We start from the raw sequence: 25,023 nt of genomic DNA on the forward strand, positions 1-25,023 counted from the left end.
GCTGCAACGCAGCGAGGAAGATAGCCATTTCGACCTGCTCCGCAATAGTTAAATTTTGTTAAGAATCGTGATCGGCGGATAGTGAAAACTTTTCAGGCGGTTACTCTGGGTGGTCCAAGGGTGATGTCCGTTCTTAGAGCATTCCCCAGGCGCGGAACCGTCCTCGGCCTGTTACTTCCCGAAGTTCCAGCTGATTGGCTAGCCCGACAGCCCCTTGCGGCGTCGTTCCGAGTTCCTTGACGATCATCGATGCAGATACGACCGGACGGGCAACAACAAGGTCGATCAGGGCGGGCAGCCGCGAGTTCGAGCGCCTGCCGACCAGCTTTCGCAGCATCCTTTCGCGGGCGTTCATCAGTCTGTCATGCTCTTTCATGCCGCCAAGGGCGGTTTCATAAAAGCTGTCCAGCAGCGCTATGATACGATCAGTCTGGTTGCTGGCGTGTCTTCGTTCCCGTGGAATGGCTCTAAGGCCAGCACTCAGAGCTGGCAGATGGTCCGGTGAGACGCCACCATCGCGCAGGAAAGCCGCGCTCAGCAATCTTCCGAGCCATGGGCTACGCTGCAGAACTTCAAGCCGGCTCCATGCGTCGAGCATGATTGCGGCGCGCAGGACGGTTGGAAGGTCCGCGCTGTCATCGCGGACCTGCTGCCATTCGCGCAGCCTCTCTTCCTCGTCCCAGTCGGCATCGCGGATCAGTAGATGGCTCTCATTTGCCGGGAGACCGGCAGGGATATCGCGTCCTCCCGTTACGGCGTCCAGTGTTGCGGCGCTGCGAGCGAGCAATGCGTCCAGCTCGGAAAACGTATCCTGTAAAGGTGCGTCCTCGCTGTCGTTCTTCTGGTCCGTGTCCTCGAACGCATTTGCGATCGGCATCCCGATGTCAGTTTCTCCTGACAACTCCGTTGCTCTGCCGCGCAGGCGCGAAAGTCCTGCGGGCGTAAAGCTCCATCCCTTGATGTTCGAAAAGATCAGGCGCCGCGTTCGCAAAATCCTGTAGGCGGATGTCATCTCGTGCGTTGGAGCGCGCACATCCATGTGCGCTTCGTGCAGAACAAGATCCTCCATATGCACGAGTTCTCCATCGACCCACATCGATGAAATCGCGTCGCTGAAATCCTGTCGCTCGATGAAACCTTGTCTCAGTGGCGACCGCAGGATGCGCTCGTCAAGCCGTGCAAGTGCTTCTCCCGCACGCGAGGCTGGCGTGACGAGTTTTGCAAGCTGCAGGTTGGAGATATTGTAAAGCATTGAAATTTTTTAAGTTACGGCGATGCAGGTGGCAACTCCGTTGCAATGGTTTTTATCGCGGCAAACATTCATGCCTGAAAGAAGGCATTTAAAATTCAATGCGATGCTAATGTTGCGTCGCACCATATGCTTGCGCATTGCAGCATCAGGGGTGTATAGCATCGGCAGGGAGCGACAAATCATCACACCTTCCATGCTCGCTCCAATCTTCAGATGAGACTGAATCGGAGTCTAGCTTGAATATGATGTCGAATGAGCCGGCGGCAGCGCCGGATCAGAAAACCCGTTTGAAATCCATTATCGGTGGATCGGCGGGTAACCTCGTTGAATGGTATGACTGGTACGTCTACTCGGCCTTTACCCTCTATTTCGCACCGATCTTCTTTCCCTCGGGCAACCAGACCGCCGAACTGCTAAGCGCTGCTGCCGTCTTCGCGGTCGGCTTCCTGATGCGCCCGATCGGCGCGTGGTTCATGGGCACCTATGCCGACCGAAAGGGGCGCAAGGCTGGCCTAACCTTGTCGGTTACGCTCATGTGTCTGGGTTCGCTTCTGATCGCGGTCACGCCCGGTCATGAAACGATCGGTATCGCGGCTCCGGCAATTCTGGTTTTCGCCCGCCTGCTGCAGGGTATCAGTGTCGGTGGCGAGTATGGTGCAAGCGCCACCTACCTCAGCGAAATGGCAGGCAAGACCCGTCGCGGCTTTTTCTCCAGTTTCCAGTATGTCACGCTGATTTCCGGACAGTTGCTGGCGCTCGCGGTATTGCTGATCCTGCAACGTCTGCTGACGCCTGAACAGCTCAGCGCATGGGGCTGGCGTATTCCGTTCTTTATCGGCGGTATTCTGGCCGTTGCGGTGTTTTACATTCGTCGTGGGCTCGCCGAAACGCAGTCCTTCAAGAACGTCAAGGCAGGCGATACCAGCAAGCCGAAATCCAGCGGGTGGGCGCTGTTCAGGCACCATCCGAAAGAAGCGCTGATGGTCATGGCGCTGACGTCCGGCGGCACGCTGGCCTTCTACGCCTACACCACCTATCTGCAGAAGTTCCTGGTCAACACCTCCGGTTTCAGCAAGGAAAGCGCGACGGAAATCACGACCGCCGCCCTGTTCGTCTTCATGCTGTGCCAGCCGATTGCGGGCGCCTTGTCCGACAAGGTGGGGCGCAAGCCGTTGATGGTCGGGTTCGGTATCCTTGGAACGCTGTTCACCTACCTGATCTTCAGCACGCTGGCGACGACCACCAGCCCGATCACCGCGTTTGCGCTGGTGCTTGCGGGTCTGCTGATCGTGACCGGATACACCTCCATCAATGCGGTGGTGAAGGCGGAAATGTTCCCGGCGCATATCCGCGCCCTCGGTGTGGCGCTGCCCTACGCGCTGGCGAACACGATTTTCGGTGGAACGGCGGAGTTCGTCGCCCTGAAGTTCAAGCAGATCGGTCATGAAGGCTGGTTCTTCTGGTACGTGACGATCATGATCGCCCTGTCGCTGGTCGTGTATGTGAAGATGCGCGATACACGCGATCACAGCCACATTCAGGAAGATTGATCCTGCTGCACCTGCCGGAAAACATGAAGCTCCGCCGAACCCGGCGGGGCTTTTCTGTTTGGTCAGATTGCCTCGCCCGGAAACACCACGCGGGCCTCGAAACCGTCTATCCGGCCGGTAGCGGGTGAGGCGAGCATCAGTTCCCCACCGCTCTGCTCGACAAGTTTCTTGACGATGGCAAGGCCAAGTCCCGAACCTTCCGCTTCTGTCGGTCCTCTCGTGAAGCGGGTGGTCAGTTTCGGCAGCAGCGCCTCGTCCATGACTGGCGCCGGATTGATCACGGTGATGGTTCCGTCCTGTTGTACACGAACGTCGACAGGGCTTTCCGGCGGGCTGTGGATCAACGCGTTTTCCAGCAGGTTGCGGATGACGATGCCAAAGGCATCCGCTCCGATCCTGCATGCAAGGCTGCCATCGTAATCGTTGCTGAACCGGATACGCCGTGTCCCAAGCACCGACCGGCTCATGTCGTCAACGACCAGTTCCAGAACCGGTATGATGTCGCTGCTCGTATCGGTCACGCCGATTTTCGCTTCCGCGCGGGACATCTGCAAAAGTTTTTCTGCGAGATGACTGAGGTGGGAGAGCGATTTTTCGATGTTCTCGACGCGTGGTGACAGTTCTGGCGGGATATCGGCGCGCAGCCTCTGCGTCTGAGCCAGTGCACCCGCAATCGGTGTGCGCAATTCATGGGCGCTGTTGGCGGTGAATTCGCGTTCCGCCTCGATGGCGGATCGAAGCCGCTCGAGCAGGAGGTTGACCGAGCGGGCGATAGGGTGGAGCTCGGCGGGCAACGGTTCGGTTTCCAGAGGGGCGAGATTGCCGCCATCCTTCCTGCCGATCTCGTCACGCAATGTGCGGATAGGGTAGAGCGTTCTTCTGACAACCACTACGACGGCAATGATACTTGCCGGGATCAGGATGAGAACGGGTAGCAGCAACGCGGTTCCGGCTTCCTGTATCGCCTCCCGCCGGTTGGCGAAGGCATCGGCAACCTGAAGCACATAGTTCCCGTCCGGTGTCGCGATCGTGTAGATGCGCTGCGTCGAGGTTTCGGAAAAGCCGGGATCGAGCGACACCTCGAAAGGTTCGGTGGAGCTGTCATGCGAATGCAGAACGACCTGTCCTTCCCGGTCACGCACCTGATACGTCAGATACTCTGCACCCTCGACGGACTGCAGCTTTTGCGAAGCGGGCGCGGTATTGTTCTGCCGCAGGTCGTCAACCAGAAGCGGTAACAGTCTTTCCGCGGTTTCCTGCACGCCAGAATCGAAAATTTCGGCGAATTCGTCCTGCATCACCATGATGCCGAGGCTGCTGGCGAGAAGCCATGATGCGGCGACGACGCTTGTTACGGCGACGACGAGCTTGCGGGTCATGCTGACGGATCTGGCCATGCTTGCCTACTTGATGGTGTAGCCCACGCCCCGAACAGTCTCGACGCGATCATGGCCGATTTTCTTGCGCAGACGGCTGATATAGACCTCGACCGTGTTGCTTTCGATTTCTGCGCCGAATGCGTAAAGAGCGTCGTGCAACTGGTTTTTTGAAATGACGGCGCCGGGACGCTCGACCAGTTTCTCCAGAACCGCCCATTCTCTGGCGCTCAGCGTCTGGGCTGTTCCGTCGACGACGATATTGCGTCCGACCTGATCGATTTCGATGCCCGGAAGCCGGATGACCGGGGCTGAGCGCCCTTCGTAGCGTCGAGCCACCGCCAACATGCGCGCAGAGAGTTCGTACAGGTCGAAAGGTTTGACGAGATAATCGTCCGCCCCCGCATTCAATCCCGCGATACGGTCGGACACCTGATCATGCGCCGTGAGGATGATGACCGGTGTTGCATCGTTGCGGTCCCGCAGCGCCTTCAGCAGAGAGATGCCTTCGCCGTCCGGCAACCGCATGTCCAGGAGAACGAGGCCATAGGTCATGGTCAGTGTCGCCGCCATGGCGTCGCCCAGCGTCTTGAACCAGTCGACAGCGTGACCTGCCGCGGCGACATGATCCCGCAAGGCCTCTCCCAGGACGTGATCGTCTTCAACAAGCAGAACCCGCAAGACAGCTCCCTTTATAGCGCTGTCTTGCGTATCGCTTTCGCGGGACAAGCGTCAAGCTCTGTCTGCTCAGCTGGTGTGGCGTGTGGTGCAGCCGCTGAAGACGTCCAGCGAAGGATCGTAGACGGAGGTGGCAACATTCATCATGCCCAGAATGCTATGGAAATAGTTGTCATGGGAACGACCGCCCTCAGCCGCGATTTTGGAAAGGCAGGCTTTGTCCAATCCCATCGACTTGGCGAAGTCGTCATCGAACCAGACGAGGAACGGCACATGGGTCTGCTGGTCGGGCGCGAGGAGATAGGGCGCTCCATGCAGATAAACACCGTTTTCGCCGAGCGATTCACCGTGATCCGACGCATAGATCATGCCCGTCGCCAGCCTGTCGGAGCGGGCCTTCAGCTTGTCTATTACCGTCGACAGGAAGTGATCGGTGTAGAGAAGCGTGTTGTCGTAGGCGTTCACGATTTCAGCGTCGGTGCAGTTGCCAAGCTCGGCAGTGCGACAATCGGGCGTGAACTTCCGAAAATCGTCTGTATAGCGCAGATGATAGGTCGGTCCGTGGCTGCCCATCTGATGCAGCACGATAACGCTATCCTTCCTCACATTGTTGAGCCAGCTGTCGAGTTTTTCGAAGAAGATATCGTCGCGGCATTCGCCGCCGGTGCAGAAGCGTGCATCGTTGGTGGACGGCAGGTCGAAGTAAGGGATGCGGTCGGCAACGTTCTTGCTTCCCGTATTGTTATCAAGCCAGCTTGCATCCACGCCCGCATGGGTAAGCACGTCCATGACGTTTTCGTTGGCGAGAGCCTTGCTGTGGCTATAGCTCGAACGCGGAAACTTCGAAAACATGCAGGGAATGGAAATCGCCGTCGCTGTGCCGCAGCTCGTCGTATTGGGGAAATAGATGACGTCGCGCTTTTCCAGTTCGGGATTGGTGTCACGTCCGTAACCGTTCAGCGAAAAGTTTGCCGCGCGCGCAGTCTCACCCGCCACGATGACGGTGATGCGTGGTTTGTTCACGCCGCCCAGCGCCGGGAGCACCTTCGCGTCCTGTCCGATTGGGCTCACGTGGATTTCGGCCTCCTTGCCCGCCTGTGTGACGTAGTGAACGGCAGACATGATTGGTGACAGCGGGTTGACGCTTTTGACGATATCCTTGTGCTGGCGAATGGCCGTGGTGAATGTCTTGGAATTCGCAAAGCTGATGATACCGGCTACGGCAAGGCAGGCCAGAATGCTGATGGTGTTCCACAGCAGCTTGTCGAGGATTGGCCTATGCCTGACCCTGATGGTGGCGATGAGGAGCGACGGGGTCAGCCCGTAGAGGGCCAGATGCCAGAACAGGCCGGGTGTCAGCAGATTGCTGGCTTCAGCCGTGGTGGTTTCCATGGCGTTGCGGATCATGTCGCTATCGACGATGACGCCGTAACGGTCCATGAACCAAGAGGCTGCGGCGGCTGCGACAATCAGGAAGATCAGAAAAGGCTTGATCAGATATTTGGCGGAAAAGATCGTGATGAGGGCGCCGAGAAAGGCCACCATGGCGGCATAAAGCGAAACGATGGCGACCGGATAGGCGGAGAGATATGTGTGGATCTTGGACCAGAACGTCTGGTTGGTGAAAAACAGCAGATAGCCTGCCGTCAGCAGGCTGAGCGGTACACTGCCGATTTCCGGACGATACGATTCAGTTCCTGTCGCTTTTACGGTAAAAAGAGCCAATGTCAGGTCCACCAGTTTTCACATGTGCCTGCGGTAGCCGGGGGCGTTCAGAACACCCATGAACCAGCGACTGCATAAGCCGATGAGAGGCGGATGCGTGATTTAGCTGACATCAACCTGAAAGCTTCGTCATGATGGTGTCACATGACCTGTCGTCGGGCGGTCTTGTTGTCGTCAGTCTCGGCGTCGCTCCTACTGGCGATTGTGAAGGATGAACGCCCGGACGGCAGGAGATGCCTCCGTCTTACGATAGGCGATTGCCAGATCCGAAGTGGTGGTGCTCGCCGAAAGCGGCACGTAATGGACACCCGGCAGGCGCAGGCACTCCAGAGATCGCGGTACCAGAGCAATGCCGAGACCGATGGAAACCATGCTGGCGATCGTGGTGTAATCACGCCCTTCGGGGCTGATGATCGGCTGAAAACCGGCTTCGTTGCAGGCTTCAATCGTATTGTAGTGGAAACCGACGTCGGGCGGCTGGCGTGGCGTGATGAACGTCTCGTGCGACAGGTTTTTCAGATCCACCTGACGGGCGAAGGCAAAAGGGTGGTTCTCCGGCAGCGCCGCCATCAGCGGTTCTCGCAGAATGACATGGCTTGCCACGCCTTCCGGTATAGGTGCTGGCGGGCGAATGAAGGCGAAGTCCAGATTGCCATCGGCGATCTTGGAAAGCTGCAGCCGCATTTCCATTTCGATGAGTTGCAGCTCCACATCGGGGTGAGAGGCACGAAAACTCGCAATCGACTGGATCAGCAGACCGGAATAGGCTGCGGAGGCAACATAGCCGATGGAAATACGGCCGGTTTCGCCGCGATCGACCCGTTTGAGGGCGGCAAGTGTCGCATCGGCATTCGCGAGGATCTTCTTCGCATCTTCGTAGAGAAGCTGTCCCGGTGTGGTCAACTGCACGGAGCGGCGCTTGCGATTGAGCAGAGGCATACCGACGATTTCTTCGAGGTTCATGATCTGCTGGCTCAGTCCCGGCTGGGCGATGCCAAGTTTTGCCGCGGCGCGCTCGAAATTGCGTTCATCCACCAGCGCGGTGAAATAACGCAGATGCCTGAGTTCGAACGTTTCCGCTCTGGTTTTTTGCCGTTTGTTCATCACCGCTCGTTCTAAGATGAGAATAATTCCAAACTATTATCTGTGGTGATTTTCATAATCAATAGTGATGAAAAAACTGGAATCGGCTTATTGGATCATAATCCGCACCTTGCGTAATAAGATGACTTAAATAGTCCAGAAAAATATCCGTCTCACGACGGCGCAGGCGATGAGGGTCCGAGAGTGAAGGCAAGGTCGAAACATATTTCCGCGCTGGCTGGCAGTTGCGCTCTTGCGGTTCTCTGTGTGGGGCTATCGACCGGTATCGCCGTCGCAGAGGATTCGGGTTCGACAGTGCTGCAGACGATCACCGTCGAAGGTAACGGCAAGGCGCAGGATCCGAAGGCGCCCGTCAAGGGTTACGTTGCCAAAACCAGCGCCAGCGCAACAAAGACCGGGCGTTCACTGGTTGAAACTCCGCAATCCGTTTCCGTCATCACCAAGGACCAGATGGATGCCCAGAATGTCCGCAATCTCAGCGAAGCGCTGAACTACGTTCCTGGTGTCGTTGCGCAGCCTGCTGGTGCTGATCCTCGCTTTGACGCCCCGCGCATTCGCGGTTTTGCCGGCAACCAGTTGCAGTTCCTCAATGGTCTTCGCCTGATGCGCACCGCCGGAGCACCGGCCTATGAGGTTTATGGTCTTGAACGCGTCGAGGTCATTCGTGGACCTGCTTCGGTGCTTTATGGACAGGGCAACCCTGGTGGACTCATCAATCTCATCAGCAAGCGACCTACATTCGAGCGTTTTGGCGAAGTGGGCGCGCAGGTCGGCAGCTTCGAATACTATCAGTCCATGTTCGATATTGGCGGCCCGGTGGCGGATAGCGACACCATCGCCTATCGTCTGACCGGCGTGGCGCGCAATGCCCATGCCCAGACGGACAATCTCCAGAACGACCGTTATTTCATCGCACCCGCAATCACGTGGCAGCCCGATGAAGATACCAAGCTGACAGTCCTCGGCGCTTATCAGCATGATAATCCCAGCTCCCCGTCAGGCCTGCCGCCGGCGTTGACCTATCTGCGTCCCGGCAACATGCTGGACCGCAGTTTTTATGTCGGTGATCCGTCTTTCGATACGTCGAGCCGCAAGTTCACCAACATCGGCTACGAGTTCGAACATCGTTTCGACGATACCTTCACGTTCCGGCAGAATGCGCGTTACTCCAACTTCGACTGGTCCTACCGGGCGCTCGGAATGTCCTCGCTGGGCAGCGGCATGATTGGCAGCCTCATCCGCCGCAATGCGACATTCCAGGACGAGCTTCTGAACACCTTCAACATCGATAACAGCCTGCAGGCCGATTTTTCGACCGGCCCGGTTGACCACACTTTGTTGCTCGGTCTGGACTACCGGTACTTCGACAACAATGTGAAGACCGAGTTCTGGGCGGCGACGCCGCTCGATCCGGTCAACCCGGTTTACGGCGGTCCCATAAGCCTGACCTCACGCACCACCTATGCGGACGTCAAAACCGATATCTCTCAGGTCGGCCTCTACGTTCAGGACGAAATGGCCATCGATAACTGGCGCGTGACGGCCGGTCTGCGGCAGGACTGGGCAAGCACCAGCGGCACGACGTTCAACGGAACGACCTATCGCGCGCTCGACAAGGACGATCACAAACTGACGGGCCGCGTCGGTGTCAGCTATCTTTTCGATGGCGGCATCGCGCCTTATGTCAGCTATGCGACCTCCTTCGAGCCGGTGCCGCAACCGGCTGTGGGCGAAGCGCCGAAGCCGACGACCGGTGAACAGTGGGAAGCGGGTATCAAGTATCAGCCCGAGGGATGGGATGGTTTCTTCTCGGCCGCGGTTTACGATCTGAAGCAGAAAAACGTGACGACAACGGTGGGTGGCGTCACGCAGCAGATGGATCAGGCGCATGTGAAGGGCGTGGAACTTGAAGGCGTGGCGACACTTGCCGACGGCCTCGATCTGCGCGCAGCCTACACTTACATGGACACCGAGATTTCCGGCCGCCTGAACGATGGCAAGGAACTGGACAATGCGCCGCGCCATGCGGCAAGCCTCTGGCTTGATTATACCTTCGCGGAAGATACCGCCCTTGACGGATTAGGCATAGGTGGTGGTGTCCGCTATATCGGTCAGCGTTACGGCGATGCTGCCAACGCCTTCGAGATGAAGGGGCTGGCATTGCTGGATGTCGGGGTCCATTACGAGAAGAACGGCTATCGCGCCTCGCTGCTCGTACAAAACTTGACTGATAAAGAATATATTTCTAGTTGCTCCACTTTCGGATGCTATTACGGTGACGGAAGGACCGTTATGGGCAAGCTGACCTATCGCTGGTAAGGCTGCAACACGCAAAAGCAACAGGGACATGACAGGCAGGCATCGATACATGTCCTCGTGGCGGGGGCGGCGGGAATTCTTGGGTTTGCTCGCTGCTTGCGCCTTTGCCAGACCGCTTCGCGCCGAAGCAATGCCGCGTGTCGCGGCAATCGACTGGGCGATGCTGGAAACATCCGTCGCGCTTGGCGTGATGCCCGTTGCGGCAACCGAACTCATCCAGTTCAGAAAAGATGCGGTGGAGCCGTCCATTCCGAATGAGGTGATCGATCTGGGCCTGCGCGGTGCGCCAAATTTCGAGCTACTGCATCTTTCAAGACCGGATCTCATCCTGATTTCCCCGTTCTACACCCGCTATGTCGGGCGGCTCGAAACGATTGCCCCGGTTTTTTCTCTGCCATTCTACGTGAAGGGTGAACCGCCTTTCGCCAAGGCGCTGGCGGCAGTCTCCGCCCTTGGAGAAAAACTTGGCAGGCGGGACGAGGCGCAGACGGTTCTGGACGAGACGGCGCGCTCCCTTGAAGCCATGCGACAGCGGCTTGCCGCATTTGCCACGCGGCCGACATACATCATCAACATTGGCGACGCCCGGCATTTCCGCGCATTCGGTGATGACAGCATGTTCGGCGACGTGCTCGCCCGGTTGGGGTTGCCCAATGCCTGGCGGGATCGTTCGCAGTTCACCTTTGCCGCCCCGGTTCCTCTCGAGAACCTTGCTGAAACGCCCGAGGCACGTATCGTCATCGTCTCCGATGTTCCGGTCGAGGCACGCGAAAGCCTGCGCAACAGTGTCATCTGGCGCTCATTGACGCCTGTCAGGGAAAACCGGGTGGTGATGCTCGACAACATCAATCCCTATGGCGGCATCACCGCAGGCATGCGCTTTGCGCGAGTTTTGACCGAGGCTCTCACCACACGGCAGGAGGAATTGTGACGGAGCGCTCGCTTAGACTGTTCTGTGGTTTTGCATTCGTGCTGGCCTGCGCTCTCTCCCTGCATGCGGCGCTTCTGCGCCTGCCGTTTGGCCTCTGGCCGTCGCTGCCTTTTGATCCGTCATCGATGTCACTCGATCAGATCATTCTCGCCTTCAGCGTCATGCCGCGCGTGGCCGTTTCTATTCTTGCCGGTGCGATGCTCGGGTTGTCCGGAGCGCTGTTCCAGCAACTACTTCGCAACCCGATTGCCGATCCTTCCACGCTTGGTATTTCCGCCGGTGCGCAGCTTGCCATCGTTGTTGCAACCCTGTTCTTCCCATCTGCGCTGGATGGTCATCGTCCACTTGTCGCGATGGCGGGAGCAGCGGGAGCCGCACTCATCGTCTTTCTTCTCGGCTGGCGCCGGTCTTTCGAGCCGGTGACGATGGTGATCGCCGGGCTGCTCGTCGGTATCACGGCGGCATCTGTTTCGGCGGCATTGACGCTTGCACAGGGCGAATATCTCATGTCGCTCGTCGTCTGGAATGGCGGTGCGCTCAGCCAGCAGGACTGGTCGGCAGCGATGGCGCTGTCTTGGCAACTGCTTGCGGGCATAGCCCTGACATTTCTGCTGATACGGCCGCTGACTCTGCTCGGGCTTGGGGATGCTGCTGCGAGTTCGCTTGGCGTCTCGCTTTTCTCGGTGCGGTTGGCTGTGGGGGCGCTGGCGGTCGTGCTTGCGGCATTCGTCTCTTCCGCTGTCGGTCTTGTCAGCTTCATCGGTCTTGCGGCGCCCGCCATAACGCGCGCTCTTGGTGTCCGGCGTTCGTCTACTGTGCTGATTATCTCGCCTCTGGTCGGTGGATTGCTCCTGTGGTTCTGTGATGGCCTCGTGCAGTTTGTTGCCACGGCGACATCAGAAACCTTTCCGACCGGTGCGGTAACGGCGTTGATCGGTGGGCCGCTACTCTTGTGGCTACTGCCGAAATTACGGCCCACGGAAGTCCATCGCGGCGACAACTCCGCACCTGTCGCAAGGCGCGAACTTGCCGCGCTGCTTCCGCTTTTGGGCGTGCTCGTCATTCTCGTATTTGCAGGGCTGGCGGTCGGCAAGGGGCCGGGGGGCTGGATGGTGCTGAGCGTTGCCGATCTGCCCAGCCTGCTGCCATTTCGCTGGCCAAGGCTGCTTGCCGCATTTTCCGCAGGTGGTCTTCTGGCGATGGCTGGGGCATTGCTGCAACGCCTGACGGGCAATCCCATGGCAAGCCCCGAGGTGCTGGGGGTCAGCGGTGGCGCGGGCCTCGGCTTTGCCGCGACCCTTACCGTGTTCCCTGCCGCCGGTCTGCTCGAGCTTTTCGTGGGCGCGGGCATGGGATCGGCGCTGGTCATGATCCTCGTCCTTTTCTTTGCAGCGCGTCGTTATCTGACACCCGAAAAGATCCTGCTTGCCGGTGTGGCCATCAGTTCGCTTTGCTCTGCGGTCCTGTCGGCTTTTCTATCCATCGGCGACCAGCGGGCCTGGCAGATTCTCGCCTGGCTCAGCGGTTCTGGATCAACGGCAACGCCCACGTCGGCGATCTTACTTGTCTCGCTCTCCTGCATTATGCTTGTCGCCTCTCTTTTCGTGACGCGATGGCTGGCGATCCTGCCGCTTGGTCAGGCTGTACCACAATCTTTGGGAGTGCCGCTTGTCGCTGCGCGGGCAGGTATCGTTGCCGTTGCAGGCATCGCCACGACAGCCGCCTCGCTGCTGGTCGGTCCCTTGAGTTTCGTCGGTCTGATGGCGCCGCATATCGCGCTGCGGGCCGGTTTCGTTACACCGCGTCATCATCTGCTGGCATCGTTCCTGTTCGGCGCAACGCTGATGGTGCTGTCTGACCTTGGTGCGAGAACGATTACCTTTCCTTACGAGTTGCCACTGGGCCTGTTTGCCTCGCTTGCCGGTGCGCCTTACCTGATATGGCTGGCGGGCCGGCGGCAATGATGCCTGGAACGATACACGGAGATGGACCCATGGCTGAGGCCGCAAGCGCCGTTCAACAGAACGACAGACCGCTTTTTTCGCTTGAGGCGGCGTCGCTGGAAATCCCCGGGAAGGTATTGCTACATCCGCTGACGACGCATTTCGAAAGCGGCAAGACGATCGGGCTCATCGGCCATAACGGTTCGGGAAAATCCACGCTTCTGAAGCTGCTTGCACGCATGCAAAAGCCGACTTCCGGAAAGATCTCCTTCGAAGGAAAAGCGCTAGACGATTGGGCAAACCGGGAATTTGCCCGAAAGCTGGCCTATCTGCCGCAATATACACCCGCGGCCTCGGGCATGCTGGCGAAGGAACTGGTCGCATTGGGGCGGTATCCCTGGCATGGTGCTCTCGGTCAATTCACCGCGGCCGATCAGGAAAAGGTGGATGAAGCCATCGAGTTGACGGACACGGCGGCCTTCAGCGACCGGCTGGTCGATACGCTGTCTGGCGGTGAGCGACAGCGCGTCTGGCTGGCGATGCTCGTTGCGCAGAACGCAGAAAGCCTTCTTCTGGACGAGCCGATTTCCGCACTTGATATGGCCCACCAGATCGAAGTTCTGTCGCTCGTGCAACGCCTGTCGCGGGAAAAGGGGCTTGGTGTCGTGGTGGTGCTGCATGACGTGAACATGGCCGCACGCTTCTGCGATGAAATCGTAGCTCTTCATTCCGGCAGGCTGATTGCCCGAGGCACGCCCGAAGAGATCATGACCCCGCAGACGCTCGAGCGGATCTATGGTGTGAAGATGGATGTGATGACCCATCCAGCCACGGGTTTTCCTGTCGCTCTTCCGCTTTGATTTTCAACCGGGTATGGCACAAGGGGATAGATACGTCGCCTTCCACGTCTGCCCTAACACCGCCTCAATAGCCACCTACCGCCTTAAAGACATTATTAACTGTTTGGGTCCGCTTGTGTCCAATTTGGTTGTTTTGGATCGATTTTGAGGAACAAACGTTAATGGTGCGGAATTCAGTATCCGGAGTGGGCAAGAAGGGCTGCTGCGGGTGGGAATAAAACAAGGAGAAAACCAGATGAAAAAAGCTGTTGCCGTAACCTTTGCCGCGTTGACGATGGGTCTTGGCGGTACCGTATCCGCACTTGCTGCGGACATGGCGAGATACGAGCCGGCTCCTCAGGAGCAGGACGACCGCAATGGCGTCAAGATCGGTTATCTGACCTGCGATATCGGCGGTGGCGTAGGCTACGTGATCGGTTCCGCGAAGGAACTGGATTGCACGTTCCAGTCCACCATCGGCACACGCCGTACCGACCACTACAGCGGCGCGATCCGCAAGATGGGCGTTGATCTCGGCTTCACCACGCAGGGTCGTCTGGTCTGGGCAGTTTTCGCTCCGACGGCTGGCTATCACCGCGGTTCGCTCGGTGGCCTGTATCAGGGTGCAACGGCTGAAGCGACGCTCGGCCTTGGTGTTGGTGCCAACGTTCTCGTTGGTGGCACTTCCGGTTCCATCCAGCTTCAGACGGTCAGCGTTACGGGTCAGGTTGGCCTGAACCTTGCCGCGACCGGCACGTCGGTAACCCTGACTGCCGTCAACTGATTTGCGGGCGGCCCGGAGCGTCGCTTCGGGCATTCTGTCGCAGCCTTTATGACGCCCTTTTCATTGCGAGATGAAGAGGGCGTTGTAATATGTAAGGCATGACATTTCAGGCCTTCTTCGCCCCTTGCGCTGCAATCGCGCTTATCCTCTGCTTTACGACGTCTGCATCTGCTGATGGTGACGTAGCCAACGGCGAGCGTGTTTTCAGCCGTTGTTCCGCCTGTCATACCATCGATGCCCCCCGCACGCGCATGGGCCCGCATCTGATGGGCGTCGTCGGCCGGCCCATGGCATCCGTTGCGGATTACAAGAGCTATTCACAGGCCTTGAAGGACGCGGGCAGCGCGGGCCGTGTCTGGTCGGAAGAGGAGCTGGCGAAGTTTATTGCCAGCCCCAAAAAGGCCGTTCCGGGAACGTCGATGCGTTTCTTCGGCCTCTGGAGCGAGACGGATATCACCGATCTGATCGCTTTCCTCAAAACGCATCCCCTGCCTTCGGAATAGGGTCAGAGCGGAGCGTCGTAGAGAATGTCTTCCGCTTCCTCGGCGCTCATGGCAAATACCTTTGCGCCGATCTCGAATCCGAAGCCGTTGCGGGCAAAAGCGGATAGTTCCTTGGTCTTGCGCTTTTCATCCAGATCGACTTTGCGAAACGGGCCGAAGGCGCGTTTGCGGGCAAACACGACAGCTGCAACCAGATCGTCTGTTTCATCGAGTGCTGCCTCCGCTGTCTGACGGTCGACGCCCTTGATGGTCAGCTTCTGCGCGAGTCCGCGCTTCGACTTGCCGCTGCGCTGGCCGCTACGAACGGTGATTTCGGCAAAGGCAGTGTCGTCCAGAGCCTTGATCTCGTAGGCGAATTTGACGGCGAAATCGCCAAGTGCTTTTGCCTGGGAGGGGCTGATGCCCTCGAACTTTTCCTTAGCCTTGCGGGTGATTGCATCCCGCAATTGCCGCTCCGTCATCATGCGTCGCTCCAGACGATAGATCGCGGAGTTTCTAGCCCATGAAAGCATGCGGCTCGTGGGTTCGGAGTTTTCCGTGTCTGGCGGGATGTCCGTGTCGGCAGTCAAGGCAGTGCTGGAATCGCTTCGTTTCTTTGTCGAGCGGCAACCTAGCCGATGCAGTGCCATTTGTCAGGCACCCACGCGAACCGCTATCATTTCAGGCGATCCGCGTGGTGAACACGCATGGCTTTAGCCGCTCTTGGCGATCCGCAGGATCTGCGACTCGCCGCCACCGCGCTGTTCGGTCACGGCGTAAACGGCACCGTCAGGCCCAACCTTGACGTCACGGATGCGTACGTCCAGCGGGAGCCTGTTTTCAGTTGCCACCTTGTCACCGTCGATATGCAGGATGACCAGTCCTTGGCTGACCAGCCCGCCAACGATGAAAGCACCCTTCCATTCGGGGATGAGGTCTGCGTCGTAGAAAGCCATGCCGGACGGGCCGATGACCGGATCCCAGTAATAGACCGGTTGCTCCATGCCTTCTTTCGCGGTTATCCCGCCTTCGACAGAGCGTCCGCTGTACTCCACGCCGTAGGTGATGACGGGCCAACCGTAATTCAGGCCGGCTTTCGGCATGTTCAGTTCGTCGCCGCCTCTTGGGCCGTGTTCCACTGTCCACAGCCTTCCCTGCCCATCCAGTGCGGCAGCCTGCAGGTTGCGATGACCGTAACTCCAGATTTCAGGCAGGGCATTCTGCTGGCTTACAAACGGGTTGCCTTCGAAAGCCTTGCCCTCGGTGTCGATGCGGAAAACCTTGCCGAAGCCACTCGAAAGATCCTGTGCGTTGACGCGTGCCTTTGCGTCGGAACGCTCGCCGACCGTGACATAAAGCGCGTTATCGGCGCCGAAAACGAGGCGGGAACCGAAGTGCTTGTCGCCGTCATAGGTCGGCATCTGGCGGAAAATGACCTTCACGTCCTCCAATTTCACCGTGTCCCCTTCTTCTCTCAGCTTCGCAGAGGCGACGGAGGTTCCGTTACCGCCATCACGCGGCTCGGAATAGGAGAAGAAGATCGTCCGGGACGTCTCGAAATCCGGAGCAAGCGCGATGTCGAGAAGACCGCCCTGTCCTTCGGATGCAACCTCCGGCACGCCCGCGATGGCAGGGCCTGCCTTGCCATCCGCAATGATGTGTATCGCGCCTTCCTTGGCAGTAACGATCATGCGCCCATCCGGCAGAAACTCCATCGCCCAAAGATGCGGCAGACCTGTTGCGAACACCGATTTTTCCAAATTCGGCTGTGCCGTTGCTTGCGGTGCACGGGTCTGACCCTCGATTGCCGGTTTCTGATCCGGTGCGTTGGCTGTTCTTTTTTCTACCGGCGAGGCAGACTGGGCATAGGCGACCCCAGAAAACGAGGCGCCGAGAACTGCGCAAAGAATGGTCGAGCTCAAAAATCGGTTGGTGCGGAACATGGATCTCCCTTCCGTCGTTTCGTCAGCGGGAAACCATATGGGAGGCATTTCGTTTCATTCGATACATTCAAGAAAACTTGATGCCGTCGTGTGTTATCCGCTCTGATTTTTCATCCATGCAAATTCCTAGGCAACCCTATCGCGTGCAGGGCGTTTCCAGTCTGGTACCATGGAGGAAGTCATGCAGGTCATCGACAACAAGCATCTCGACGGCAATGGAGTAAAGCCAATCCTCAATGTCGCAGAATTTTGCCGGCGTTACCGGCTCGACAAGGCTGAGGAAGCCCGGCTGCGCAAACTCTTCGGCGAGTTCGCGACGCGGCATGAGCTGTTGATGAACGCGCAGCGCAAACCGGTTTCCCGTTAATCATTGTTCGGTGTCGGTTGCCTTTTCGAAAATCATGAACACATCATACCGGGTATTTTTTCCGAGTATCTGATGCGAAGGCTTGCGTATGCCCGGCATTGGGTCAGCGCGTAGGGGCCACTTGAGCACGACCCTTTTTTGAGCACTTGCGAGCGCTGCCTCCATCAACTGCACCTGATCGGGATCAGCACCGACGAGTTCGCGGAGGACACGCATCTCCTTCTTCACAAGCGCCGAGTTATGCCTCGGAGGGTGCATGGGGTCGACGATGACGACCTCGGGTGACAGCTCTTTCAAAAGCTCTTTCGAATCTCCTTGCAGCAACGTCATGCGCGCGGCTGTTTCGGCGTATGCGCCGCCGGCCTCGAGGGCGCGTCTGATGCCGTCGGCGAGATGAGCATGCATGCCTGGTGACCGTTCGATCAACGTCACCTCGGCGCCGAGGGATGCGAGCAAAAACGCATCGCGTCCGAGGCCCGCCGTGGCATCGACGATCTTCGGTGTGCGGCCCTTGGTGAAACCGGCGGCTTTCGCCAGGGCCTGCCCGCGTCCTTCACCGGAACGGAACCGGTGACCCACCGCGCCACCGACAAAATCCACCACGAAGTCATCGTCTTGTTCTTTCATCGGACGCTCTCAGAAAGGGCAGGGTACTTTGTAGCTGACATCGCGGCCATCCGGATGCCGGAAGGCCACTTCCTCCGCATGCAGCATCAAACGTGGAGAAGCGGCAAGCGCCTCGCCTTCAGCGTAAAACTCATCTCCCAGAATAGGGTGTCCGATGGCTTTCATGTGGACGCGCAACTGATGCGTGCGCCCTGTCAGCGGATGCAGGCGAAGCCGGGTGGCGGGCAGTGGAAGCCGTTCCAGAACGTGCCATCGGCTTTGGGCGGATTTGCCATTTTCATGATCAACGCGGTGACGTGGTTTGTTGTGCGGATCAATCGCAAGCGGCAGATCCACTTCGCCTTCCTCACCCTCAACTTCGCCCCAGACCACGGCGACATAGGATTTGTGCGTTTCACGCTTTTCGAACTGTGCTGCGATTGCGGCATGCGCCTTGCGGTTCAGCGACATCAGCACGATGCCCGATGTGTCCTTGTCCAGCCGGTTGATCATCAGGGCTTTGGGAAACTTTTTCTGCACCCGCGTCAGCAAGCTGTCGGAAAGGGCTGGATCGCGACCCGGCACGGACAGAAGTCCGCTCGGCTTGTCCAGCACCAGAAGATCGTCATCGCGATGCACGATCGTCAGATAGGGCTCAAGCGGCGGATTGTAGATCGGGTTCGACAGCGTGGATGACATCTGGCTTCTTTAACATGAAAAGGAAATCCGGCTACAGCTTAGTCGGGGATGTGCAGATTGACCCGCCCGCTGGTGAGGTCGCTCAGCAATTGTGTCAGGCGTTCCGTTTCCTCCACCGGAACCGCCAGCCGCATGTCCGCGCCGGTGGCTGTGAAATCTTCCTTCTCGATCCGCAGGTTTCTGGTGGCGGAAAGCCGCGACTTGACCAGCGCGAGATCGGAAAACGGGCAACTCAGCGTCGCGGTGACGTAAGCGATGACCGGCGACTTTTCACCGAGCCGGAGGCAGGCCGCGGCCGTGCCGCCATAGGCGCGCATCAACCCGCCGCTGCCAAGCAGGATGCCGCCGAACCAGCGGATGACGAGGACGGCAACGTTATCCAGTTCCTGCCCGTCGATTGCCTGCAGGATCGGTTTTCCTGCCGTGCCGGAAGGCTCGCCGTCATCGCTGAAGCGATAGATCTGGCCCGTGCGCCATGCCCAGCAATTGTGGCTGGCGCCGAAATCCGAATGTGCGGCGAAAAATGCCCTTGCATCGTCTTCGCCGGTGATCGGCGTGGCGAAGGCAATGAACCGGCTCTTTTTGATATCCTGCTCGAAAGTGACAGGCTGGTCGAGTGTGAACATGTTCATGCAATATCGCATATATTCCGGCACGCAAATCGGTATAAGCCTGCCATGATGGATATGGTGACGGAGACAACGCTGTGAGCAGCGCAAGGCAGATTGCAATCGTCGGCGGCGGACCGGCCGGGCTGATGGCGGCGGAGGTGCTGTCTGCGGCGGGCCATGCCGTGACCGTCTTCGAGGCGATGCCGACCGTTGCGCGCAAATTGCTGATGGCGGGGAAATCCGGCCTCAACATCACCCATTCCGAGGACTACGAAAACTTCGTTCAGCGATTTGGGAGCGCACAACCGCGGCTGCGTAAAGCGCTGGACGAGTTTACGCCTGCCATGTTGCGAGACTGGGCGAAAGGATTGGGGCAGGAAACTTTTACCGGAACGTCTGGTCGCGTCTTTCCGACCGCGATGAAAGCCTCGCCGTTGCTGCGCGCCTGGCTCTCCCGACTGGAAAAGCACGGTGTCGTCATCGAGACACGTCATGTCTGGACCGGATTTTCCGGTGACCGTCTGACGTTCCAGACGCCGGATGGGTCGGTTTCTAGGGAATTCGATGCGGTTTTGCTGGCGCTTGGTGGCGCAAGCTGGCCGCGCCTTGGGTCGGATGGAACATGGGCGCCTAGGCTCGCTGAGAAAGGCATCGAAGTGTCCCGATTCCGTCCGGCCAATTGCGGTTTCGATGTGGATTGGAGCGATACGTTCAAGGAGCGTTTTGCTGGGGAAGCGCTGAAGTCTGTGGTGGCTATCTCGGGGGCCGGGGCGTTTCCGGGTGAGTTCGTCGTGAGCCGGCACGGGATTGAGGGCAGCCTCGTCTATGCGCATTCCTCTGCTCTTCGCGATCTGCTCGATGAGGGGGGCAAGGCATCGCTGGTCGTCGATCTGGCCCCCGGTCGCACGGTGGAACGTCTCAGCCGCGATCTGGCGAAGCTCGGTCGCAAGGAAAGTTTTTCGAACCGGCTGCGCAAGGGAGCGGGGCTTTCAGGCGTTAAAGCAGCGCTGCTGCGTGAGCTTTTTCCCGATATCGCTGCGATGTCCGCCGATTTGGTGGCAATGCGCATCAAACATGCGGAGATACCGCTTGCGCGGACAAGGCCGCTTGCCGAAGCGATTTCTTCCGCCGGCGGCGTTGTCTGGCAAGGTGTCGGAGAAGACTACATGCTCGAAAAGCTCCCCGGCGTATTTGTGGCTGGGGAAATGCTGGATTGGGAAGCGCCAACCGGCGGCTATCTGCTGACCGCCTGCTTCGCGACCGGACAGGCCGCAGCCAGAGGACTTTCCGCCTGGCTTGCGCGTTCAAAGGTTTAGAGCATTCGTCCTTTGCGGGAAATGCACTAGTAACCCCGCGTCATATCCACGGTTTCCGGCAGCAGTCCGGTTGCGCGCCACCTGCTGACATTGCCCGCAACGATCCGCGCTGAGCTTTCCCTGCTGGTGGGGGCGGAAATGTGCGGCAGGACAGTCACTTTTGGATGCTGCCATAGCGGTGACGTTTTTGGCAGAGGCTCCTGATCGAAGACATCGAGCACGGCATGCGACAGCTTGCCGGAATCGAGCGCCGCAATCAGATTATCAGTCACGATGACCGGGCCGCGTGCGAAATTGATGATCTGCGCGCCATCTTTCATGGCAGAGATCCGGGCCGCGTTTACAAGACCGCGCGTCTCATCCGTAAGCGGTACGAGGCAGACGAGAATGTCGCTTTTGGCGAGCAGGGCGGTCAAGCCGTCTTCGCCATCAAGCGTTTCCACGCCGTCCAGCGATTTCGCGGATCGGCTCCAGCCCGCGACGTTGAAACCGGCCTGTTTCAGCCGTTCGGCGGCAACAGCGCCAAGCGCACCAAGTCCCAGAAGGCCGACGGTCATGCTCTGTGGATGCCGGTAATCAAATTCCTTCCACACGGCGTTCTGTTGATTGTCACGGTAGGCTGGCATGTCACGCTGGAGATAATAGGTCCATGCCAGCACGGCCTCTGCCATGACGCGTGAGAGTTCGGGGTCTTTCAGCCGCACGATCGGCGGCGCCTTCTGCCCGAGTTCCAGCACCAGTCGCTCGACACCCGCCCACAGGCTGTGGATCCATTTCAGACCGGGAAGGGCTGCAATGTCGGCAGGATCGGGGTTCGCGACGATTGCCAGTTCCACCGTCCTTCTCTGCTCATCCGTGAGTTCGGAAAAGTAAAGAATCTCTTCATCCGGCATCGCGGCGCGAAGTGCGATTTTCCAAATCGCTTCGGATTCGGCATCCGCTCTGGAAACAAAGGCAATGGGTGTTGGCATGGGGATGATGTCCTGCTCATTGATGCGATTTGATCTGTCGGCATCAATGCGCAATTCAACCGTTAAATCCACCCGCAAAAAGAAACGGCCCGGATTTTACCGGGCCGTTTCTGGATGATTATGCAGGCTCCTTCGCGGGCTGCTTGGCGTCGCCGTAATAGGCGGCGAACTTCTCGTGATAATGTTCCGAACCACCCGGACCGGCATAACGCTGCAGTTCGGTCATGTCGGTCTTGTTCAGGACGATACCGAGCGTCTTGTTTGCGATCTGCGGTTCATTCGTCATGACGTTCTGCACCATCTGGATCGGGGTCTTGCCCCATTCGGTCACGAACACGAAGCCATCCACCTGCGATGCGAAGGCCTTGGCATCGATGACAGGCACCACGGGGGCAAGGTCGACGATGATGTAGTCGCACGCTTCGCGCGCCGCATCGATGAATTTGCGCATGCCAGAGGATGACAGCAGTTCGCTGGAATGGGCGAACTGGTTGCTGGTCGAAACGGGCAGGATGCCCATCTTGGTGCGGCTGTCGACCTTGACCGCCTGCGTCCACGGGATTTCGTCCAGCACGACCTCCACCAGACCGGCGGATTGCCGCGTGGTCAACATGCGGCTGAGGCCCGGGTTGCGGATGTCGGCATCCACGACCAGCGTGCGCTTGCCCGTGGAGGCGATAAGTCCCGCCAGGTTCAGTGCTACGACGGATTTGCCCTCATTCGGCAGGCAGGAGATGACGCCGATAACACGGCACTGTTTTTCCTGAACGACCACGTCCGCCGTCAGCTTCACGTTGCGAAGCGTCTCGGCGAAACTCGAGCGAGGGCTATCGACGGCAAGGCGCAACATCTTCTGGAACGACACCTGACCGTTGGTGTCAACGGTGGCATTTTCGCCAACGGGTGTGGCTGCGCTCGTTCCGGCTTTCGCCGTCTCGACGCCGCGTTCGCCGATGAAAGGCAGGTAGCCCAGGAAACGCATGCGAAGATTGTCACGCACATCGTTGCCCGTATGGAAATAGCGGTCCCGGAACTCGAGAAGTGCTGCGACACCTGCGCCCAGCATCAGGCCAAGAACGATGGAAAGCGCCATCGTCATGGTCTTTTTCGGACTGGAAGGTGAGGCCGGCAGGCCTGCTTCCGAGATTATGCGCGCCTTGGCGATTGGGAACGATTGCTTCTGCGAAGCTTCCTCGAAACGTCCGAGGTAGGACTGATAAAGCGTGCGCAACGCCGTTGCGCGCTGATCCAACTCACGCAGCTGCACCATCGTCATGTTGGTCTGCGAATTGCTGCCAGCCACACGGTCGATGTTGTCGCGCAGCGATTGGACTCGGGAATTGGTAACTTCGTATTCGTTTTTGAGGCTGCCTGTCAGCTGTTGCAGTTCCTGAAAGATCTGTCGCGCAACTTCCTGCTTTTCACCTTCGAGTGCTACCGCCTGAGGATGATCGGCGCCGAACTGCTGGACGATGCCCTTCTGTCGGTCCGAAATGGTGATGTAGCGTTTGCGAAGATCCTGAATGACCGTGTTGTCCGTATCGCGAGCCGAAACGACGGCGTTATCCACGGCGGCATCCGGGCCGCGGTCGATGATCGACTTGTACTGGTTATAACGTGCCGAGGCCGTGGCGGCATCTGCCTGCGCGGCGATCAGCTGACCATTCAGGTCGGCAAGCTGCCCTTCGGAGATCAGTTCGCCACGCGATGAAACGATATTGTTGTCCGCCTTGAACTTTTCAACGGCGAGTTCGGCGGCCTGAGCGCGTTGGTTGAGGTCGCTGAGGCGCTCCTGCAACCAAACGGAAGCGCGTTCGCTGGCGTCGAAGTTGGCGTTGAGCTGCTCGGTCAGATAGGCCTGCGCGTAGGTCTTGGCAATTTGTGCGGCAAGCTGCCGGTCGGTGGAACGGGTCGAAATGGCGATGACCGAGCTGCGGCCGACACGCTCTACGGTCAGCGACTGCTGAAGAACGGCTGCCGCCTTTTCACGCAGTCCGGCACGGATCGCTGCTTCGGAGGCGGGAGGGTCGTTCGGTAGGATGAGATTGACAATGCCTCGGACGGAGGACTTCACCAGTTCGGCGGGCGACATCGGTGGGTTGACGATGGTATCGTTTTCATCAAGTTTTGCCTTTTCGACGACAGTCAGCGCCATTTCCTTGGATTTCAGGATTTCCACCGCGCTGGCAATGCGGTTGTCGACGATCTGGGCTGCTGGGACCGGCGATTCCTCTTCCGCATAACGGGACAGGCTTTCGTCGAGCAGAACCTGTGTCATTGCCGTGTAAACCGGGGTCGCAAGCACCAGGTAGAGGCCAGCCAGCACCATGCTGGCGACAACGCAGGCGGCAATCACATTGGCACGGCGCATTACGGCCGCCCAGAGGCGGTCGAGATCGATGAAGGTATCGGAATCCTTGCCCGGATCCTGAAAACTGAGGTTGGATTTAAAGGTCTTGTGGTGCATGGACCTACCTTGTGAACTAATAAATGGCGCGGGAAGCCAAGCAATGCTTGCCTTCCCGCCTCCCGTTGTTTCGGCGCAATCAGGGAAAACGGATCCCGTCGCGCATGGTGATATCAGGCCGCCTGAACGCGGCTTTCATGGTTTGCGACCAGCTCCTTGATGGAGGCCAGTACCTGCTCTTCCATATCGGAGCGCATCAGCGAAAACGCCACATTGGCGGCGATGAAGCCCTGTTTGCTGCCGCAGTCGAAGGTGCGCCCATTGTATTTCTGCGCGTGAAACGGCTGCTTTTCAGCCAGCCGTTTCATACCGTCGGTCAGCTGGATTTCATTGCCCGCACCGCGTTCCTGTCTGGCGAGAATGTCGAAGATTTCCGGCTGCAGGATATAGCGGCCGTTGAGGTAGTAATTCGACGGCGCCTTGGATGGTTCCGGCTTCTCGATCATTTCAGTCACGCCAAAACCGTGGCTGACCTTCGAGCCAACGCCGACGATGCCGTAAGAGGACGTTTCCGCTGGCAGGCATTCCTCGACGCCGAGAATGTTTCCGCCAACCTCGTCGTAAAGTTCCATCAGTCCGGCGATGCAGCCGCGCGCGCCAAAGGACACCATGTCCGGCAGAAGCAGAGCAAAGGGTTCGTTGCCGACCAGTTCGCGTGAGCACCAGACGGCATGGCCTAGTCCGAGCGGCACCTGCTGGCGCGTGTAGCTGACGGTTCCTGCGACCGGAAGCATCTTCTCAAGCTGCAGAACCTGCACCGTCTTGCCGGAGCGGGTCAGCGTGTTGATGAGCTCCGGTGCGCTGTCGAAATAGTCTTCGATGGCTGTCTTGTTGCGGCTCGTGACGAAGATGATGTGTTCGATACCGGCCTGCATGGCCTCATCGACGGCATATTGCACAACGGGCCGATCTACGATCGTCAGCATTTCCTTCGGCATTGCCTTCGTGGCAGGCAAAAAGCGCGTGCCGTTTCCGGCAACGGGAATAACAGCTTTTCTGACAGTTCTCTTCAGGTCCATCGCGTTCTCCTTCATCAAGGTTTGATCTGTCCCCAGTCCCC

General features: G+C 58.6%; 22 protein-coding genes. 9 read left to right on the top strand and 13 right to left on the bottom strand.

What is annotated here, in order from left to right; genetic code table 11:
- Positions 1 to 133 precede the first annotated feature (133 nt).
- Entirely contained in the window at positions 134 to 1,252 is a 1,119-nt protein-coding gene (locus N7578_RS05975) for an RHE_PE00001 family protein (protein ID WP_311109371.1), read from the bottom strand.
- 245 nt (positions 1,253 to 1,497) lie between these two features.
- Here N7578_RS05975 and N7578_RS05980 point away from each other — a divergent pair, with 245 nt between their 5' ends.
- A complete protein-coding gene (locus N7578_RS05980) occupies positions 1,498 to 2,802 on the top strand; it encodes an MFS transporter (protein WP_311110066.1) in 1,305 nt (434 codons plus the stop codon).
- Positions 2,803 to 2,864: 62 nt separating this feature from the next.
- Here N7578_RS05980 and N7578_RS05985 read toward each other — a convergent pair whose 3' ends face one another.
- The 4 genes from N7578_RS05985 to N7578_RS06000 all read right to left on the bottom strand — a co-directional run bounded on the left by N7578_RS05985 (position 2,865) and on the right by N7578_RS06000 (position 7,685).
- Complete coding sequence (locus N7578_RS05985) at positions 2,865 to 4,199, bottom strand: HAMP domain-containing sensor histidine kinase (protein ID WP_311109372.1); 1,335 nt, start codon at positions 4,197 to 4,199, stop codon at positions 2,865 to 2,867.
- A 6-nt stretch (positions 4,200 to 4,205) separates the two neighbouring features.
- Positions 4,206 to 4,859, bottom strand: coding sequence for a response regulator transcription factor (locus N7578_RS05990; RefSeq protein ID WP_311109373.1), 654 nt, complete (start codon positions 4,857 to 4,859; stop codon positions 4,206 to 4,208).
- Positions 4,860 to 4,925: 66 nt separating this feature from the next.
- Complete coding sequence (locus N7578_RS05995) at positions 4,926 to 6,593, bottom strand: phosphoethanolamine--lipid A transferase (RefSeq protein WP_311109374.1); 1,668 nt, start codon at positions 6,591 to 6,593, stop codon at positions 4,926 to 4,928.
- Between the two features lie 180 nt (positions 6,594 to 6,773).
- On the bottom strand, positions 6,774 to 7,685 hold the full coding sequence (locus tag N7578_RS06000; RefSeq protein WP_422646670.1) for a LysR family transcriptional regulator: 912 nt from the start codon (positions 7,683 to 7,685) through the stop codon (positions 6,774 to 6,776).
- A 183-nt stretch (positions 7,686 to 7,868) separates the two neighbouring features.
- On the opposite strand from N7578_RS06000, the gene N7578_RS06005 reads away from it, so the two are divergent.
- The 6 genes from N7578_RS06005 (at position 7,869) to N7578_RS06030 (ending at position 15,004) form a co-directional block, all read left to right on the top strand.
- Positions 7,869 to 10,004, top strand: coding sequence for a TonB-dependent siderophore receptor (locus N7578_RS06005; protein ID WP_311109376.1), 2,136 nt, complete (start codon positions 7,869 to 7,871; stop codon positions 10,002 to 10,004).
- Between the two features lie 28 nt (positions 10,005 to 10,032).
- Positions 10,033 to 10,935 (top strand): iron-siderophore ABC transporter substrate-binding protein, encoded by a 903-nt coding sequence (locus N7578_RS06010; RefSeq protein ID WP_311109377.1) that lies wholly within the window; start codon positions 10,033 to 10,035, stop codon positions 10,933 to 10,935.
- Entirely contained in the window at positions 10,932 to 12,899 is a 1,968-nt protein-coding gene (gene fhuB / locus N7578_RS06015; protein ID WP_311109378.1) for a Fe(3+)-hydroxamate ABC transporter permease FhuB, read from the top strand. The genes N7578_RS06010 and fhuB overlap by 4 nt, the downstream gene beginning before the upstream one ends.
- 29 nt (positions 12,900 to 12,928) lie before the next feature.
- Positions 12,929 to 13,738 (top strand): ATP-binding cassette domain-containing protein, encoded by an 810-nt coding sequence (locus tag N7578_RS06020; protein ID WP_311109379.1) that lies wholly within the window; start codon positions 12,929 to 12,931, stop codon positions 13,736 to 13,738.
- A gap of 235 nt (positions 13,739 to 13,973) precedes the next feature.
- Complete coding sequence (locus N7578_RS06025) at positions 13,974 to 14,501, top strand: DUF992 domain-containing protein (protein ID WP_311109380.1); 528 nt, start codon at positions 13,974 to 13,976, stop codon at positions 14,499 to 14,501.
- Positions 14,502 to 14,599: 98 nt separating this feature from the next.
- Positions 14,600 to 15,004 (top strand): cytochrome c family protein, encoded by a 405-nt coding sequence (locus N7578_RS06030; RefSeq protein WP_311109381.1) that lies wholly within the window; start codon positions 14,600 to 14,602, stop codon positions 15,002 to 15,004.
- Positions 15,005 to 15,006: 2 nt separating this feature from the next.
- On the opposite strand, the gene recX is transcribed toward N7578_RS06030, so the two are convergent.
- Both recX and N7578_RS06040 read right to left on the bottom strand, forming a co-directional pair.
- The gene (gene recX / locus N7578_RS06035; protein ID WP_422646671.1) at positions 15,007 to 15,633 is read right to left on the bottom strand and encodes a recombination regulator RecX; all 627 of its coding nucleotides are present in this window, start codon (positions 15,631 to 15,633) and stop codon (positions 15,007 to 15,009) included.
- A 63-nt stretch (positions 15,634 to 15,696) separates the two neighbouring features.
- A complete protein-coding gene (locus N7578_RS06040) occupies positions 15,697 to 16,926 on the bottom strand; it encodes a PQQ-dependent sugar dehydrogenase (RefSeq protein WP_311109382.1) in 1,230 nt (409 codons plus the stop codon).
- Positions 16,927 to 17,107: 181 nt separating this feature from the next.
- Here N7578_RS06040 and N7578_RS06045 point away from each other — a divergent pair, with 181 nt between their 5' ends.
- On the top strand, positions 17,108 to 17,293 hold the full coding sequence (locus N7578_RS06045; RefSeq protein ID WP_311109383.1) for a hypothetical protein: 186 nt from the start codon (positions 17,108 to 17,110) through the stop codon (positions 17,291 to 17,293).
- On the opposite strand, the gene N7578_RS06050 is transcribed toward N7578_RS06045, so the two are convergent.
- From N7578_RS06050 to N7578_RS06060, 3 genes are read right to left on the bottom strand one after another with little or no spacing between them, the layout of a single operon-like run.
- On the bottom strand, positions 17,294 to 17,920 hold the full coding sequence (locus N7578_RS06050) for a class I SAM-dependent methyltransferase (RefSeq protein WP_311109384.1): 627 nt from the start codon (positions 17,918 to 17,920) through the stop codon (positions 17,294 to 17,296). It lies immediately after the preceding gene.
- A 9-nt stretch (positions 17,921 to 17,929) separates the two neighbouring features.
- Positions 17,930 to 18,598, bottom strand: a complete 669-nt coding sequence (locus N7578_RS06055; RefSeq protein WP_311109385.1) for a pseudouridine synthase — start codon at positions 18,596 to 18,598, stop codon at positions 17,930 to 17,932.
- Positions 18,599 to 18,636: 38 nt separating this feature from the next.
- Entirely contained in the window at positions 18,637 to 19,224 is a 588-nt protein-coding gene (locus tag N7578_RS06060) for a YigZ family protein (RefSeq protein WP_311110068.1), read from the bottom strand.
- 131 nt (positions 19,225 to 19,355) lie between these two features.
- Between N7578_RS06060 and N7578_RS06065 the strand changes: the two genes are divergently transcribed.
- The gene (locus tag N7578_RS06065; protein WP_311110069.1) at positions 19,356 to 20,525 is read left to right on the top strand and encodes a TIGR03862 family flavoprotein; all 1,170 of its coding nucleotides are present in this window, start codon (positions 19,356 to 19,358) and stop codon (positions 20,523 to 20,525) included.
- Positions 20,526 to 20,551: 26 nt separating this feature from the next.
- Here N7578_RS06065 and N7578_RS06070 read toward each other — a convergent pair whose 3' ends face one another.
- The 3 genes from N7578_RS06070 to N7578_RS06080 all read right to left on the bottom strand — a co-directional run bounded on the left by N7578_RS06070 (position 20,552) and on the right by N7578_RS06080 (position 24,982).
- Complete coding sequence (locus N7578_RS06070; RefSeq protein WP_311109386.1) at positions 20,552 to 21,496, bottom strand: glyoxylate/hydroxypyruvate reductase A; 945 nt, start codon at positions 21,494 to 21,496, stop codon at positions 20,552 to 20,554.
- A gap of 118 nt (positions 21,497 to 21,614) precedes the next feature.
- On the bottom strand, positions 21,615 to 23,963 hold the full coding sequence (locus N7578_RS06075; RefSeq protein ID WP_311109387.1) for a polysaccharide biosynthesis tyrosine autokinase: 2,349 nt from the start codon (positions 23,961 to 23,963) through the stop codon (positions 21,615 to 21,617).
- 113 nt (positions 23,964 to 24,076) lie between these two features.
- Positions 24,077 to 24,982: a UTP--glucose-1-phosphate uridylyltransferase gene (locus tag N7578_RS06080; protein WP_311109388.1), complete on the bottom strand. Its 906-nt coding sequence runs from the start codon at positions 24,980 to 24,982 to the stop codon at positions 24,077 to 24,079.
- Between the last annotated feature and the right edge of the window lie 41 nt (positions 24,983 to 25,023).

Source organism: Agrobacterium tumefaciens, assembly GCF_031801495.1.
GTDB classification, from domain to species: Bacteria; Pseudomonadota; Alphaproteobacteria; order Rhizobiales; family Rhizobiaceae; genus Agrobacterium; species Agrobacterium tumefaciens_K.